The sequence below is a fragment of the Haloarcula amylolytica genome (genome assembly GCF_049705545.1).
Taxonomy (GTDB): Archaea; Halobacteriota; Halobacteria; order Halobacteriales; family Haloarculaceae; genus Haloarcula; species Haloarcula amylolytica_B.
In genome coordinates this window covers 2,067,677-2,082,230 of the sequence record NZ_JBNAMU010000001.1, presented here as the reverse complement: position 1 = coordinate 2,082,230, position 14,554 = coordinate 2,067,677, and the positions used below count along the sequence as shown (strand labels likewise).

The 14,554-nt window shown below is 65.0% G+C and carries 16 protein-coding genes; 11 read left to right on the top strand and 5 right to left on the bottom strand.

What is annotated here, in order from left to right; all coding sequences use genetic code 11:
• Nucleotides 1-5: 5 nt before the first annotated feature.
• Entirely contained in the window at nucleotides 6-455 is a 450-nt protein-coding gene (locus ACOZ4H_RS10905; RefSeq protein ID WP_424329304.1) for a MaoC family dehydratase, read from the bottom strand.
• A 129-nt stretch (nucleotides 456-584) separates the two neighbouring features.
• On the opposite strand from ACOZ4H_RS10905, the gene ACOZ4H_RS10900 reads away from it, so the two are divergent.
• The 4 genes from ACOZ4H_RS10900 (at nucleotide 585) to ACOZ4H_RS10885 (ending at nucleotide 4,366) form a co-directional block, all read left to right on the top strand.
• The gene (locus ACOZ4H_RS10900; protein ID WP_424329303.1) at nucleotides 585-1,418 is read left to right on the top strand and encodes an HpcH/HpaI aldolase/citrate lyase family protein; all 834 of its coding nucleotides are present in this window, start codon (nucleotides 585-587) and stop codon (nucleotides 1,416-1,418) included.
• Between the two features lie 88 nt (nucleotides 1,419-1,506).
• Nucleotides 1,507-2,763, top strand: a complete 1,257-nt coding sequence (locus ACOZ4H_RS10895; RefSeq protein WP_424329302.1) for a Glu/Leu/Phe/Val family dehydrogenase — start codon at nucleotides 1,507-1,509, stop codon at nucleotides 2,761-2,763.
• A gap of 63 nt (nucleotides 2,764-2,826) precedes the next feature.
• Entirely contained in the window at nucleotides 2,827-3,312 is a 486-nt protein-coding gene (locus ACOZ4H_RS10890; RefSeq protein WP_424329301.1) for an SRPBCC family protein, read from the top strand.
• Nucleotides 3,313-3,463: 151 nt separating this feature from the next.
• Nucleotides 3,464-4,366, top strand: a complete 903-nt coding sequence (locus ACOZ4H_RS10885) for a DMT family transporter (RefSeq protein WP_424329300.1) — start codon at nucleotides 3,464-3,466, stop codon at nucleotides 4,364-4,366.
• A gap of 17 nt (nucleotides 4,367-4,383) precedes the next feature.
• Here ACOZ4H_RS10885 and ACOZ4H_RS10880 read toward each other — a convergent pair whose 3' ends face one another.
• On the bottom strand, nucleotides 4,384-5,178 hold the full coding sequence (locus tag ACOZ4H_RS10880; RefSeq protein ID WP_424329299.1) for an RIO1 family regulatory kinase/ATPase: 795 nt from the start codon (nucleotides 5,176-5,178) through the stop codon (nucleotides 4,384-4,386).
• Nucleotides 5,179-5,258: 80 nt separating this feature from the next.
• On the opposite strand from ACOZ4H_RS10880, the gene ACOZ4H_RS10875 reads away from it, so the two are divergent.
• Nucleotides 5,259-6,398 carry an acyl-CoA dehydrogenase family protein gene (locus ACOZ4H_RS10875; protein WP_424329298.1) on the top strand — a complete coding sequence of 380 codons (1,140 nt, stop codon included), beginning with the start codon at nucleotides 5,259-5,261 and terminating at the stop codon, nucleotides 6,396-6,398.
• Nucleotides 6,399-6,413: 15 nt separating this feature from the next.
• Here ACOZ4H_RS10875 and ACOZ4H_RS10870 read toward each other — a convergent pair whose 3' ends face one another.
• Both ACOZ4H_RS10870 and ACOZ4H_RS10865 read right to left on the bottom strand, forming a co-directional pair.
• Nucleotides 6,414-6,830, bottom strand: a complete 417-nt coding sequence (locus tag ACOZ4H_RS10870) for a universal stress protein (protein ID WP_424329297.1) — start codon at nucleotides 6,828-6,830, stop codon at nucleotides 6,414-6,416.
• 55 nt (nucleotides 6,831-6,885) lie between these two features.
• The gene (locus ACOZ4H_RS10865) at nucleotides 6,886-8,349 is read right to left on the bottom strand and encodes an RtcB family protein (RefSeq protein ID WP_424329296.1); all 1,464 of its coding nucleotides are present in this window, start codon (nucleotides 8,347-8,349) and stop codon (nucleotides 6,886-6,888) included.
• 224 nt (nucleotides 8,350-8,573) lie between these two features.
• On the opposite strand from ACOZ4H_RS10865, the gene ACOZ4H_RS10860 reads away from it, so the two are divergent.
• The 4 genes from ACOZ4H_RS10860 (at nucleotide 8,574) to ACOZ4H_RS10845 (ending at nucleotide 11,068) form a co-directional block, all read left to right on the top strand.
• On the top strand, nucleotides 8,574-9,098 hold the full coding sequence (locus ACOZ4H_RS10860; protein ID WP_424329295.1) for a DoxX family membrane protein: 525 nt from the start codon (nucleotides 8,574-8,576) through the stop codon (nucleotides 9,096-9,098).
• 14 nt (nucleotides 9,099-9,112) lie between these two features.
• The gene (locus ACOZ4H_RS10855; RefSeq protein WP_424329294.1) at nucleotides 9,113-9,409 is read left to right on the top strand and encodes a hypothetical protein; all 297 of its coding nucleotides are present in this window, start codon (nucleotides 9,113-9,115) and stop codon (nucleotides 9,407-9,409) included.
• 204 nt (nucleotides 9,410-9,613) lie between these two features.
• A complete protein-coding gene (locus ACOZ4H_RS10850; protein ID WP_424329293.1) occupies nucleotides 9,614-10,309 on the top strand; it encodes a metal-dependent hydrolase in 696 nt (231 codons plus the stop codon).
• Nucleotides 10,310-10,381: 72 nt separating this feature from the next.
• Nucleotides 10,382-11,068, top strand: coding sequence for a protein sorting system archaetidylserine synthase (locus ACOZ4H_RS10845; protein WP_424329292.1), 687 nt, complete (start codon nucleotides 10,382-10,384; stop codon nucleotides 11,066-11,068).
• Nucleotides 11,069-11,089: 21 nt separating this feature from the next.
• Here the strand turns inward: ACOZ4H_RS10845 and ACOZ4H_RS10840 are convergent, their stop codons facing one another.
• On the bottom strand, nucleotides 11,090-11,866 hold the full coding sequence (locus tag ACOZ4H_RS10840; RefSeq protein ID WP_424329291.1) for an alpha/beta fold hydrolase: 777 nt from the start codon (nucleotides 11,864-11,866) through the stop codon (nucleotides 11,090-11,092).
• Between the two features lie 147 nt (nucleotides 11,867-12,013).
• Here ACOZ4H_RS10840 and ACOZ4H_RS10835 point away from each other — a divergent pair, with 147 nt between their 5' ends.
• Together ACOZ4H_RS10835 and ACOZ4H_RS10830 are read left to right on the top strand one after the other, a co-directional pair.
• Nucleotides 12,014-12,259, top strand: a complete 246-nt coding sequence (locus tag ACOZ4H_RS10835; RefSeq protein WP_424329290.1) for a DUF7127 family protein — start codon at nucleotides 12,014-12,016, stop codon at nucleotides 12,257-12,259.
• A complete protein-coding gene (locus ACOZ4H_RS10830; protein ID WP_424329289.1) occupies nucleotides 12,259-14,532 on the top strand; it encodes a CDC48 family AAA ATPase in 2,274 nt (757 codons plus the stop codon). The genes ACOZ4H_RS10835 and ACOZ4H_RS10830 overlap by 1 nt, the downstream gene beginning before the upstream one ends.
• Nucleotides 14,533-14,554 lie beyond the last annotated feature (22 nt).

Sequence of the window (14,554 nt, the reverse complement as noted above, 5' to 3'; positions counted from 1 at the left end):
CGGTTTCAGTCGTCCGCTCGCTGGACCAGCGCCGTCCGCTCGAACGTACAGACGAGCGTGTCGTCCTGGTTGTATGCGTCGACCTGCATCGTGACGATACCCCGGTCTTCGTCGCTGGTCAGTCGCTTGTGCAGGACCGTCGTTTCCGCGCGTATCGTGTCGCCGTGGACGACCGGTGCCGGGTGCTCCACATCGTCATAAGAGAGATTGGCGACAATCGTTCCGTCGGTGGTGTCGGGTATCGTCAGTCCGACTGCGAGCGACATCGTATACAACCCGTTGACGACGCGCTCGCCGAACTGCGTCTCGGCGGCGAACTCGGCATCGAGATGGAGCGGCTGCTGGTTCATCGTCAGGTCGCAGAACCGCTGGTTGTCGCTCTCGCTGACGGTCCGGCGCTTCTCGTGGACGATGGTTTCGCCCTCGGTGAACTCCTCGTAGTGTTTCCCGGGCATAGCTGAGACCAGACACGGCCGGTTCTTAGCCGTGGGGGCTTCCTGGATTCGCAGTGCCAGTACCAGAGGAGCCCTGCGGTCGCTGTCGGGTCGCCTATCACTTACTACGGGTGCGAACGTAGAACCGATATGGCCCGCCGAAGTGTCCTGTTCTCTCCGGGCGATGACGGAAAGAAACTGCGGAAAGCCGCCGCTATCAAAGCCGACGTGATCGTGTACGACCTCGAAGACGCCGTCGTTCCGGACGCCAAGCCGGCGGCGCGCGAGACGGTCCGCGAAGCGTTGGTCGACGTGATGCCGGCCGCCCCTGAAGTGTGTGTCCGGGTCAATCCCGTCGGGTCGGGAGCCGAAGATGACCTCGCAGTCGTTCTCGATGGCCCGGCCCCGGACAGCGTGATGCTCCCGAAAACGCGTGACGCGTCGGACGTTCGGAAACTGGCATCGCTGTTGGAAACCCACGGCGTCGACTGTCCGGTGCTGGCGCTGGTGGAGTCAGCGGCTGGCGTCCTGCACGCCGAAGCAATCGCGGCGGCCGCCCCGACCGACGCGCTCGTGTTCGGGGCCGAGGACCTGGTCGGCGACATCGGCGCGACGCGGACGGCCAGCGGGCGGGAAGTGAGCCACGCGCGCCAGCACGTCGTGCTCGCAGCCCGGGCGGCCGGCGTGTCGCCCATCGACACGCACTACCCGGATTTCAACGACCTCGACGGACTCCGAACAGACGCCCAGGCAGCCATCGAGCTGGGCTATGACGGAAAACTCGCTATCCATCCCGCTCAAGTCCCGGTCATCAACGAGACGTTCACGCCCGACGAGGACCGGATCGAGTGGGCCGAGCGGATACTCGATGCCCGGGACGCCGCCGATGGCGGAGTGTTCGTCGTCGACGGGGAGATGATCGACGAACCACAGGTCAACCAAGCGAGACGAGTCCTCGAGCGCGCCGGCATCGACCGCGACTGAGCAGTTAGTTCCGTTGTAGGTATCTCTCGGTCCGGGGAATCCCATGGACGGCGGTACCCTTTTCCCCACAGTACCAGTCAATACCCGTATGTCGTCCGAGGTCAACCCATTTGAAAGTCTACAGGAGCAGATCGACGACGCGGCGGACTATCTCGAATATTCGACGGACGTGCTCGACCGGCTGAAACACCCCGAGCGGGTGCTGGAGACGAACCTCTCCGTGGAGATGGACGACGGCACCGTCGAAGTGTTTCGGGCCTATCGGTCGCAGTTCAACGGCGACCGAGGGCCGTACAAGGGCGGGATTCGCTATCACCCGCAGGTCACACGCGACGAGGTCAAGGCGCTGTCAGGCTGGATGGTGTACAAATGCGCCGCCGTCAACATCCCTTACGGCGGCGGGAAAGGTGGAATCGAGATCGACCCGCGCCAGTACTCGGCCAGCGAGATCGAGCGGATAACGCGGTCGTTCGCAAAGGAACTTCGCCCGATCATCGGCGAGGACCGGGACATCCCCGCGCCCGATGTCAACACCGGCCAGCGGGAGATGAACTGGATCAAAGACACCTACGAGACGCTGGAGAACACGACAGAACCCGGCGTCATCACCGGAAAAGCTCCGGAGTCGGGCGGCAGTGCGGGCCGCGTCGAAGCGACCGGTCGCTCCGTGATGCTCACCGCACGCGAGGCGTTCGACTATCTCGGCAAGGACATAGAGGGCGCAACCGTGGCCGTGCAGGGGTACGGGAACGCCGGTTCCGTCGCGGCGAAACTCATCGAGGACCTGGGCGCGAACATCGTCGCAGTGTCCGACTCTTCCGGTGCCGTCTACAACCCCGACGGGCTCGACGCACGCGACGCGAAGGCGTTCAAAAGCGAGACCGGGTCACTAACCGACTACGAGGGAGCGACCGAGGAGCTGACGAACGAGGAACTGTTGACGATGGACGTAGACCTGCTCGTTCCGGCGGCGCTCGAAAACGCCATCGACGGCGATCTCGCAGGCGACGTGCAGGCCGACATCGTCGTGGAGGCGGCGAACGGCCCGCTGACGCCGAACGCGGACGACGTTCTCACGGACCGCGACGTGGCCGTGTTCCCCGATATCCTCGCCAACGCCGGCGGCGTCACAGTGTCGTACTTCGAGTGGGTCCAGAACCGCCAGCGGTTCTACTGGTCCGAAGAGCGCGTGAACGAGGAACTGGAGACAATCATCACGAACGCGTTCGACGACCTCGTCGAGACGTACGAGGAGACCGGCGCGCCGAACTTCCGGACGGCGATGTACGTCGTGGCCATCCAGCGCGTCGTCGCCGCCGCCGAGGAAGGCGGCATCTGGCCCTGACCACGTCCCGGACTCGGTCGTGGCTATCGCGGGTGTTTTGCCAGCGCTTCCCCTACTGCGTGTATGAACGTTTACGAGCGGCAGGTTCGTGTCGAAGCCCCGCTATCAGAAGTCTGGAAATTCCACGCGACAGGCGACGGGCTGGTCGCACTGACTCCCGACTGGATGAACATCCGCATCGAGGAGGAGCGGGGACCGGATGGCGAGCGGAATCCTGAGGAACTGACCGCCGGCTCCGTCGTCGTCTCCTCGATCAAGCCGTTCGGCGTGCCGCCGCGCCAGCGCTGGGTCTCGAATATCGTTGCGCGGGAGGAGGGCGAGGACGAAGCGATGTTCCGCGACGTGATGGAGGAGGGGCCGTTCCCCCACTGGGAGCATACGCACACGTTCCGGGCCCTGAGCGACAGGGAGACGCTCGTCCACGACCACGTCGAGTTCGAACTGCCCGGCGGACCGCTGGGCCAGGCGCTCGGTCCCTTCGGCTGTCTCGGGATGGAGCCGATGTTTCGGTATCGCCATCAACAGACGAAGGAACTGCTCGAAGGCTAGCGTATCCGGGTCCGCGGACGGCACGGTCCCGACTATGGTCTCCGGTGTTTCTTTATCCCCGTGTCGGATACTGCCAGAGGATGAGTAGACGCGCCGTCGCGGTAACTGATGAAGTCATGGTGTCTCCGCGCCACAACGGAGCGAAACGGACGTGACGGAGCCGCGAGTCGACCCGCGAATCGCGCTGGCCGTCGCCGTGCTCGCGGTCAGCACGAGCGCGATTCTCGTCCGCTGGAGCGCGGCCGCGGCGTCGGTAGCGGCGTTCTACCGCGTCCTGCTGACGACCGCGCTGCTGGCCCCGCTGGCGCTGGGCCGGCATCGGTCGGCGTTCGGGCGGCTCTCCCGGCGGGACGTACTGGCGGCTGCGGCGACTGGCGTCGCGCTCGCAGTTCACTTCGCCGCGTGGTTCGAGAGCCTGGCGTGGACGAGCGTCGCGGCGTCGGTCACGCTGGTCCAGTGCCAGCCGCTGTTCGTCGCTGTCGGCGCGTGGGCGCTGCTTGACGAGCGCGTCACGCGGGGCACGACGGCGGGCATCCTGATCGCCATCGGCGGCATTATCGTGATGTCAGTCGGTGAACTTCTCGGCGGCGGAACCATCGGCCCGCGTCCGCTGTACGGCAACGCGCTGGCCCTCGTCGGCGGCGTCATGGCCGCCGGCTACGTGCTTGCCGGGCGCTCGCTCCGCCAGCGGTTCCCCCTCATCCCCTACGTGACCGTTGTCTACGGCGTCGCCGCGATATGCCTCCTCGTTTTCGTCGTCGCGTCGGGTCACCCCGTCACCGGCTATCCGCCTCGGGAGTGGGCGCTGTTTTTCGCGATGGCTGTCGGCCCCGGTGTGTTCGGCCATACCGTCCTCAACTGGGCGCTGGCGCACGTCGAATCCAGCATGGTCAGCGTCTCGCTACTTGGCGAACCGGTCGGGAGCGCGCTGCTGGCGCTGCTGTTGCTCGCGGAGATACCCGGTCCTGCGACCGTCGCCGGCGGGGCCGTCGTGCTCGTCGGTATCGGCGTTGTCGCAAGAAGCCGGGCGGTTGGAGCAGCGCCAGCGGACTGAAACTGAGTCGGGCCGTCCTATGCGCGTTTTTCTACGGCTCCGCGGATTTCTGCGGCGGCGAAGTCGTGGTCCGGGCGGATGTTGACGAAATCGAGGAACTCCTCCGCGGCCAGCAACTCGGACGTATCGTAGTGGACTGCGGCGGCGGAGACAGCGGCCGGCGCACCGATGAGCGGCTCCAGCGCGCCCAGCGCACAGGCCAGATCGTAGGCGCGGGCGTCACTGATCGCCGCCTCGCGGACACTTGTGGCGTCGATGAAGTACAGGTCGTCGTGGGCCACGAGCACGTTCTCACAGCGGAAGTCGCCGTGAGCCAGCCCCTCCTCGTGCATCCGATGGAGGAAGTCAAACACCGTCGGACTGTGTCGCTCGACGGTTTCCGTCGGGAGGCCATCCAGCGGTTCGAAGTCGGGGATATACTCCAGCACGAGTACCCCCATCCCGTCGTACTCGAAGGCCTCGATGGGCTCGGGGGCATTGACGCCGATCTCCCGCATCCGCCGAGTCGCCGCCAGTTCGTGTTCCGCCATCTCGTAGGGCGTCCCGAAATGCTCGAAAAAGCCCTCGGTCCCCGACGAGAACGCGCCGATGTTTCGGCCGGCGGTCAGCAGCGTGTGGACCAGCGAGTTCTGCCCCGTGATGACTTTCACGAACCACTGGTCGTTGACGACCAGCGGCGTCGAGAGCCAGTTCTCCGCCTCCAGAAACGCCACGCGAGCAGCGGGCTCGTCGTACCGCTCTATCACCGCCCGCACCACGCCTTCGAGTTGCTCCCAGGGGACCGTCCCGCGGAGGAGTCGTCGAAACGCCATTCCCCCTAGGGAACGCCGCGGACGGCCAAATGGCTTGTGTCTGCCCCGTGGTATTTAGTGGCACGGGGCCTACGTCCGGTATGGAGTTCGACGTTCCCGGCGAACACCGGATGATCCGAGATTCGGTCCGCGAGTTCTGCGAGAACGAGATCAAGCCGATAGCCCAGGAGATCGAGGACGAGCACCGGTTTCCGGCGGAAATATTCGAGGAACTGGGCGAGCTTGATGTCATGGGTGTGCCGATCAGCGAGGAGTGGGGTGGTCTGGGCGGCGATACGTTGATGTACGCGCTCGTCGCCGAGGAACTCGGGCGCGTTTCCGGGAGCATCGGGCTCTCGTACGTGGCCCATACCTCGCTCGGAAGCAAGCCTATAGAGTTGTTTGGCACAGATGCACAGAAAGAGCGCTGGCTCACACCGCTCGCCTCCGGCGAGCATCTCGGCGGCTGGGCGCTGACTGAACCGGGCAGCGGGAGCGACGCCAGCGACATGGACACGACGGCCGAGCGCGACGGCGACGAGTACGTCATCAACGGCACCAAGCAGTTCATCACGAACGCCTCCGTCGCCGGGTCGGTGCTAGTCAAAGCCGTCACCGATCCCGAGTCCGGCTACGACGGCATCTCGACGTTCATCGTCGGTCCCGATGACGACGGCTGGGAGGTGACGACCGAATGGGATAAAATGGGGCTGAACGCCTCACCGACCTGCGAACTCCAGTTCGACGACTGTCGGATTCCCGCGGACCGCCTGCTCGGCGAGGAGGGCGACGGCTGGGAGCAGACGCTGAAAACGCTCAACGGCGGGCGTATCTCCATCGCCGCGCTCTCGACGGGGTTGGCACAGGGCGCGTTCGAGGCGGCGAAGTCCTACGCCACCGAACGCGAGCAGTTCGACCGCCCCATCTCGAAGTTCGACGCCGTTCGGGACAAGATCGTCGAGATGGACCGCAAGATCGAACGCGCCAGGCTACTGACCCACAAGGCCGCGACGATGTACGACCAGGGAGAGGACGTGACGCGCATGTCATCGCTGGCGAAGCTCGACGCCAGCGAGATCTGCCGGGAGGTCGCCGAAGACGCCGTCCAGGTGCTGGGCGGCTACGGCTATACGACGGATTTCGCCCCCCAGCGGTTCTACCGGGACGCGAAGCTCATGGAAATCGGCGAGGGAACGAGCGAGATACAGCGAATGGTGCTCGGCCGGGAGCTGGGTCTGTGATACTCCGAGCGACGCTTACACGTCTGCGGGGCCTTCCGGGACAATCGTAACAGGCACGTTGGCGGCGTCGATGACAGCGACTGCGGCGTCGCCTTCCCGGAGTCTGCCGGCCAGCCCCTTCGGCTCGTGGCCCATGACGATGTGACGAACGTCCACGTCGGCCGCGAGTTCGAGCAGTTCGTTGCCGATCCGCGTGCCCGAACGCATTGCTGACCGACCGACGTGTTCGATAGCGACCGTCGCCACGATGGTGGCGTCGCGGAACCGCTCGCGCATCTCGTCGCGGAGTTGCATGGCCGTGCCGTCGGCGGTGTCTTCGTCGACGAGATGGACGACGTACAGTTCCTCGTCGAGTCCGTCAGCGAGTCGAACCGCCGTATCGATGACCGCCGAGGAGACCGAATCGTTGGCGATAGCCACGAGAATGGTCATACAGGACACAAGGCCTTCGCGTGCAAATCACTTTCTGCCGAACTAACAGGTCCGCTCACTCAGTCGCCTTCAGGTTGTGGACCGCGTCGACCCACTCGACGACCTCTGCTGTCGGCCGGAGGGCCGAGAGGATGGCCTCGGCGTCTTTGTACGCCATCGGCGCTTCGTCCCGGACGCCCTTGATCACTGATTCGGAGTAAACGCCGTCCATCGCGGCGGCGAACTCGTCCATGTCGACCTCGCTGTGGGCCTGTCGGCGACTCATCACGCGACCCGCGCCGTGCGGCGCTGTCTGGTGGTACTCGTCGTTGCCCCTCCCGCGTGCGATAATCGACCCGTCGGCCATGTTGAACGGGACCAGCAGCCGCTGTCCCTCGCGGGCCGGGGTCGCCCCCTTTCGGATAGTCAGGTCCCTGAAATCGATATAGTTGTGAATCGACTGAAAGCGCTCGACGGGGTCGATTCCAAGGGCGTCACAGACGGCATCGCTCATCAGTTCGCGGTTCCAGCGGGCGTACTGCTGGGCGAACAGCATGTCGACGAGGTAGCCGTGGGCCTCGCGGCCTTCGAGCCAGTCCAGGTCCGTGTTGCGGTCCTCGTCGTCGCTGCTGTGGATGGCGTCCTGGACCTGTCCCAGCGCGTCGAAGGCCGCCTCGATTTCCTTGCCGTTCAGTTCGCGGCGGAGGCGGTCCTTCCGGATGTAGGACTCGCCCATGCCGCCGGTGACCCAGGCGTAGAGGTCCCGCGATTCGACCGTGTCGGGGTCGAACTTCAGGTACTCGACGTACTCGTCGGGAATCTCCTCGCGGATCTCGCCGATGGTCCGGCGGTCCGTCGCCGTCGACTGCCAGTACTCGGCGACGGACTTGCCCAGGTAGCGCGACCCGCTGTGGATGACCAGCCAGTAGTCGCCCGACTCTCGTGCCCGGCCGAACTCCACGAAGTGGTTCCCGCCGCCCAGCGTCCCCGCGCTCTTGATTATGTACCCCATTCCCTGGCGCTGATCTGCCAGCACGCGGTCACAGAGCGACTCGAAGTACTCCTCGTCGTAACCGTCGAAATCGAACTCGACGGGGTCGATGTGCTCGCCGAACCGCTCGGCGTAGGCCGCGTCGAACTGCTCGAAGACGCGGTTGGCCCGCTCGAAGGGGAACTCCTCGACGAAGTGGACTGCGTCGTCGTAGTCGTGGACGGTCCGGCCCATCGGGACCGCCTCACGCACGCGGCGCTCGCGCTCTTCGTCTTCCAGCGGGAGCTCCGGCCCGAGGTTCGTCGCGGCCATCCCACAGCCGACGTCGACGCCGACGATGTTCGGGACGACCCGGTCGCCCAGCGGCATCGTGAAGCCGATGGGTGCGCCGGCCCCCCAGTGCGTGTCCGGCATGATCCGAACCGGCTCGGTGAACGCAGGATGGTCGATAAGCGTCTCGATCTGCTCCCGGCACCCGGCCTCGACGAGCGACTCGTCGTCGACCATCACCCGCGCTGTGGTGTGTTCGCCCGTCAGTTCCAGTACCATTGATATCGTAGCGTAGTCGCATGGAGGGTTTGAACCTCACGGTGACCCGTGAGTGGGTGCCGCTCCTGTCCAAAATAAATAAAAACCCACTGCCGAACGGGTGACGACACGCTAAATCGCTGATATTTCCCTTCTCAGGCACTGAGATGTGTTTTCACTCGGTGGGAACACTCGTTCCCTTATATGCTATTGCGACTCGGAACTTCATATGTGAGGTGACACAGATGTCCTATCAAGCGGCGAACCCCCTGGCAGACGAGTTCGAGTTCGAGCTCGGCGGGGCGTGGACCGCGTACTGGCTGGCGTTCCTGCGTGTCGTAACCGGCTGGTGGTTCTTCCACGCAGGCGTAACGAAGCTCATCGAGGACGGGCTGGCCTACACCTACGGTCCGACGTACCTCAAGCAGATGACTGGCACGGCACTCGGTCCGATCCCCGTGCTGATGGGCGAACACCTGGGCTGGCTCATTCAGGCCATGGTCCCGCTGGGCGAGACGCTCATCGGGCTCGGGCTGATGGTCGGCGCGCTAGTCAGGCTCGCCTCCGTCTTCGGGGTCTTCTTCATGGCCCTATTCTGGATCGGCAACGCGGGCTTCGGCCACGGGCTGGTCAACGGCGACTTCATGGGCCTGCTGCTGTTCATGACGATGATCGTGCTGGCCACCGGTCGCTACTACGGCCTGGACGCGATCATCGAGAAGACCAAACTGGTCAAACGACACCCGAAACTCAGGTACCTGCTCGGCTAAGGAGGTGACCACCAATGCAACAACACACCACCGTCATCGACAAAGCGGCGATGGCACTCAGCGGCGGACTGATGCTGCTGGGCGTCGTCGTCCTCGGCATCGTGGAGATACTGGCGGGTAAGCCGTACGGTGCGGCTCCGCTGACGAACGACGCGGGCGAGATCATCGCGACCCCGATGGTTGACCCGACGCTCCGGACCGGGCTGGTCCTGGCCGGCCTCCTGGTCCTGGCCCTGTACGGGGTCTACAGGCTCGTCGCCCCGATGAAGGGTGAGACGGCCGCGGCACAGCAGGAAATAACGGCGGACTGAACCGCGTGCTGTCGGTTCTCGTTTCTACGCTTCTGACTCCGATCTGTCGCGATTGCACAGAGAAGTACTGATGGGTGCTGCCCCCATCCCACTGAGTCCCCACTTACAACATATTTGTTGAGACATTATTAATCAGCCGGGGCGTTTTCTAATTCTGATAGTACCCACCACAACGCTCATTTCTGTGGTGGTACTGATATCCATATGCCTTCGCTGGTGGTTCACTACGCCTTTGTGGGCTTGCTCGCTGCGACGCTACTGGGTGCTGCATTCGACAAGCGGTCGCTCCTCCTGTCGATACTTGTCGTCACGTTTCCCGATGTGGACGCGTTCATCGGCCTCTACTGGCAGGCCGGCCACCGGGCCGCGACAACGAACCTCGTCATCCCGGCGGTACTGGCGCTCCTCATTGGGGCCGATCTGTACGTGCGCGAGGAATCATACATCAAGGGGCGCTGGGGGGCGTACGGTGTTCGGGTCAGTTGGTTCTGTGTCGTGGTGTATGCGGTGGGCCACGTCGTCCTTGACCTGATCACGGGCGGTGCGAACCTCTTCTGGCCGCTGTACGACCAGTTCTATCAGCTCAGCGGCCATCTGGAGCTGTCGAGCCAGCGCGGCATCGTCCAGACGTTTGTCGAGCTCCCCGAGCCGCCCGCTCAGACGTCCGGCGGCACTGGTACGGGCGGCGCAAGCGGCGGCTCGACCACGCAGTCGATGGGCAACTCCAGCGAGGTGCAGATGAGCACCGGCATCGACCCGAAGCCGGGACAACCGGAACCCGAGGCCGTCGACCGCGTGTTCCCCATCGCCCGGAGCGGCTGGGAACTGGTCGTCCTGGTCGTCGGAACGCTCGCCACCGCCGCTCGCCTCCGCATCGGCCACGACCTCCCGGAGGAGTAACGGGCGGCCGGTCGGCACTGCGTAGCGTTCGCTTTCGAGTCCTTCATATACGCCGTGGCCAACCGGGGAACCATGGGCTTCGAGGTACGCCGACGACTCAGTGTCGCCGACACGGTGACGTTGTTCAACGCCGTCGTCGGGTTCGTCGCCGGAGCCATCGCCTTTACCGACCAACATCTGGCCGCTCGGCTCATCCTGCTGGCGGTCATCGCCGACGCTATCGACGGGATCGTCGCCCGGAACGGCGACAGTTCAGCGGTCGGCCCGCTGCTCGACTCGGTGACCGACGTCGTCTCCTTCGGTGCGACGCCGAGCCTCTTTCTCTACGTGCTGTTGACGGACGCCTACGGCGGTATCGAGTCCGCTCACCCGGCCGTGTTCGTCGGCCTCGCGTTGCTTGCCTCCGCGTACGTCGTGTGCTCCATCGTCCGGACCGCCTTCTACTCGACGTACTTCGATTCTCCCGACGAGCGGCCGGGCATGCCGAACACCCTCGGGAGTATCATCATCGCGACGGCGTATCTGAGCGGCATCACGAACCCGCTCGTCCTGAGTGTCGGCGCGCTCGGTCTCTCGCTGGCGATGATCGCACCCTTCGACTATCCGAAACCCGGTCCCAAACACGCGGTGCCGATGGGCGTCGTGCAGGCGGTCGCTGTCGTCGCACCAGCGGCGTTCTTCCGGGCCGGACCGCGGGCGATGCTCGCCATTGCGCTGCTGTTTTTCGCGCTCGGACCGTGGGTCTACCCCGGAGAATAGCTCTCTACCGCCCGCGCTCGCTCAGACCGTGTCCTCGATGAACTCCTGTAAAATGCCATTGAACGTCTCGGCCTGTTCGACCATCGCAAGATGGGCAGCGTCGGGGACAAACGACACCTCTCCGTCGGGGATCTCGTGGGCCAGTGTCTCGTGATACGCGCGCGGAGTCAGTTTGTCGTGTTCGCCGCAGACAGCCAGCACGGGCACTTCGATCTCGCCGAGTCGGTCCCGCACGTCGAACCCGTGACAGGTCACGAAGTCGCGGCGGGTCACTGCCTGCCCGACTGCCTCCATCTGCTCGCGTGAGCGGGACACGGCCTCGTGGTCGGTGTCGTGGAACAGGCGGTCCCGCTCGTGGAGGAACTCGACGGCGCGGTCCCAGTCGTCTGCGAGCCATTCCTGCAGCCCTTCGAACACCGGGAGTTCGGGGCCGGTCCCCAGCAACACCAGGGCTTCGGGCGTCCAGTCCCGCTCCAGGGCGACCCACTGGGCGACGGCCCCGCCAAGCGAGTTCCCGATCAGCACGTCCGCGTCTGTCTCCCGCCCCACAGCGACCACGTCGTCCGCGTAGGCGTCGAGCGTCGGGGTCCCGGCCTCGGTGTCGATATCGTCGGAGTCTCCGTGACCTGACAAGTCCAGCGCGACGGCGGGGTGGGTCGGCCCGGACGGGGCGTACTGGCGGCCCCACACGCGGTGTGTCGCCCCGCTCCCGTGAATATACAGCGCTGTCGGCCCCGATGCCGCAGGCTGCGTCTGTCTGTACGTTGTGACTCGCCCGTTGTGACTGACCCACTCCATGCGACACCGTTCGGAAGCGGTGTGGATAAAAGGTTGGCGCGCCCAGGAGAGATGTGAACCGCATTCAAGCAACTCCCCGTATTTTCCTGCCGTACAGCGTATTTCAGCGATAGCTTTATATACCTATCACGCTTACTTTGAGTTAGCATGACTTCAGAACAGCAGTTGTTCGACGAGACGCCCCTCCGCCGATTCGAGTACGACGACAGCGTCGTGCTCGCGGCGGACGTGGGACCCGCTGCCGATGCGAGTGTCGATGTGGTCGACGGGACCGTCATCGTCGTCGCGGACGGCCACCAGCACGAACAGGAGATCCCTGCCGGTGACGCACGAGCGTTTATCAATCACGGGGTTCTCACTATCGAACTGTCAGAGATCGAGGGAGATAACTGATGAAACTTACTGTTAAACCGCTCAAACAGAAAGACGCCGGCCGTGGCCTCGCGGCTATCGACCGAGCCGCGATGGACGAACTCGAACTCGAGAACGGCGACTACATCGTTCTCGAAGGGAAACAGGACACCCGGGCGGTCGCCCGAGTCTGGCCCGGTTACCCCGAGGACGAGGGGAAGGGCATCGTCCGTATCGACGGGCAACTCCGCCAGGAGGCCAACGTCGGTATCGACGACCACGTAAATATCGAGAAAGCCGACGTGAACCCCGCGACCTCGGTCACCGTCGCGCTGCCCCAGAACCTTCGGGTCCGGGGCAACGTCGGTCCGATGATCCGCAACAACCTCAGCGGCCAGGCCGTCACGCAGGGCCAGACGGTTCCGGTGAGCTTCGGCCTCGGACCGCTCTCCTCGATGTCCGGCCAGAAGATCCCGCTGAAGATCGCAGAGACCGAGCCCTCCGGCACGGTCGTCGTGACCGACTCCACGGACATCCAGGTCAGCGAGATGCCCGCTGAGCAGGTCCACAGCGGCGAGGGCGCACCTGAAGCGAGCGACACGCCCGACGTGACCTACGAGGACATCGGCGGCCTCGACCGCGAACTCGAACAGGTCCGCGAGATGATCGAGCTGCCGATGCGCCACCCCGAACTGTTCCAACAGCTCGGCATCGAGCCGCCAAAGGGCGTCCTCCTGCACGGCCCGCCCGGCACGGGCAAGACGCTGATGGCCAAGGCCGTCGCCAACGAGATCGACGCGTACTTCACCACTATCTCCGGGCCGGAGATCATGTCGAAGTACTACGGCGAGAGCGAGGAGCAACTCCGTGAGGTCTTCGAAGAGGCCGAGGAGAACGCCCCCGCTATCGTCTTCATCGACGAGATCGACTCCATCGCCCCGAAGCGCGGCGAGACCCAGGGCGACGTGGAGCGCCGCGTCGTCGCCCAGCTGCTCAGCCTGATGGACGGGCTTGAGGAGCGCGGGCAGGTCATCGTCATCGGCGCGACGAACCGCGTCGACGCTATCGACCCGGCCCTGCGCCGGGGCGGCCGCTTCGACCGCGAGATCGAGATCGGCGTCCCGGACAAGGAGGGCCGCAAGGAGATCCTGCAGGTCCACACCCGCGGGATGCCCCTCGCCGAGGAGATCAACATCGAGAACTACGCCGAGAACACCCACGGCTTCGTCGGCGCGGACCTCGCGACCCTCACGAAAGAGAGCGCGATGAACGCCCTCCGGCGCATCCGCCCCGAGCTCGACCTCGAATCCGACGAGATCGACGCCGAGGTGCTTGAACGCCTGGAAATCAGCGATACGGACTTCCGCGAGGCGATGAAGGGCATCGAGCCCTCCGCGCTCCGGGAGGTCTTCGTCGAAGTCCCGGACGTCACCTGGGACTCCGTCGGTGGGCTCGAAGACACCAAGGAACGGCTCCGGGAGACTATCCAGTGGCCCCTCGAGTACGAAGACGTGTTCGAGTCGATGGACCTCGAAGCCGCGAAGGGCGTGCTGATGTACGGCCCGCCCGGCACGGGGAAGACGCTGCTGGCCAAGGCCGTCGCCAACGAGGCCCAGTCCAACTTCATCTCCGTGAAGGGGCCGGAACTCCTGAACAAGTTCGTGGGTGAGTCCGAGAAGGGCGTCCGCGAAGTGTTCAGCAAGGCCCGCGAGAACGCCCCGACTGTGGTGTTCTTCGACGAGATCGACTCCATCGCCGGCGAACGTGGCGGCGGCACGACCGACTCCGGCGTCGGCGAACGCGTCGTCTCCCAGCTCCTGACGGAACTGGACGGCATCGAGGACATGGAGAACGTCGTGGTCGTCGCGACCACGAACCGGCCGGACCTCATCGACGACGCGCTCCTGCGTCCCGGCCGACTCGACAGGCACGTCCACGTGCCCGTCCCGGACGAGGAAGCCCGGCGCGCCATCTTCCAGGTCCACACCCGCGACAAGCCGCTGGCCGACGGCGTCGACATCGACGAACTGGCCCGTCGCACGGACGGCTACGTCGGCGCGGACATCGAAGCGGTCGCCCGCGAGGCGTCGATGGCTGCGACCCGGGAGTTCATCAACAGCGTGGACCCCGAGGACATCGGCGACAGCGTCAGTAACGTCCGCGTGACGATGGACCACTTCGAGCACGCGCTCGAGGAAGTCGGCCCCAGCGTCACCGAGGAGACCCGCGAGCGCTACGACGAAATCGAGCAGCGCTTCGACCGGGCCGAACCCGGCGTCACCGACGAGAGCACGGCCAGCCGAACCTTCCAGTAGCGAGGGTCGGCACACCGACGCT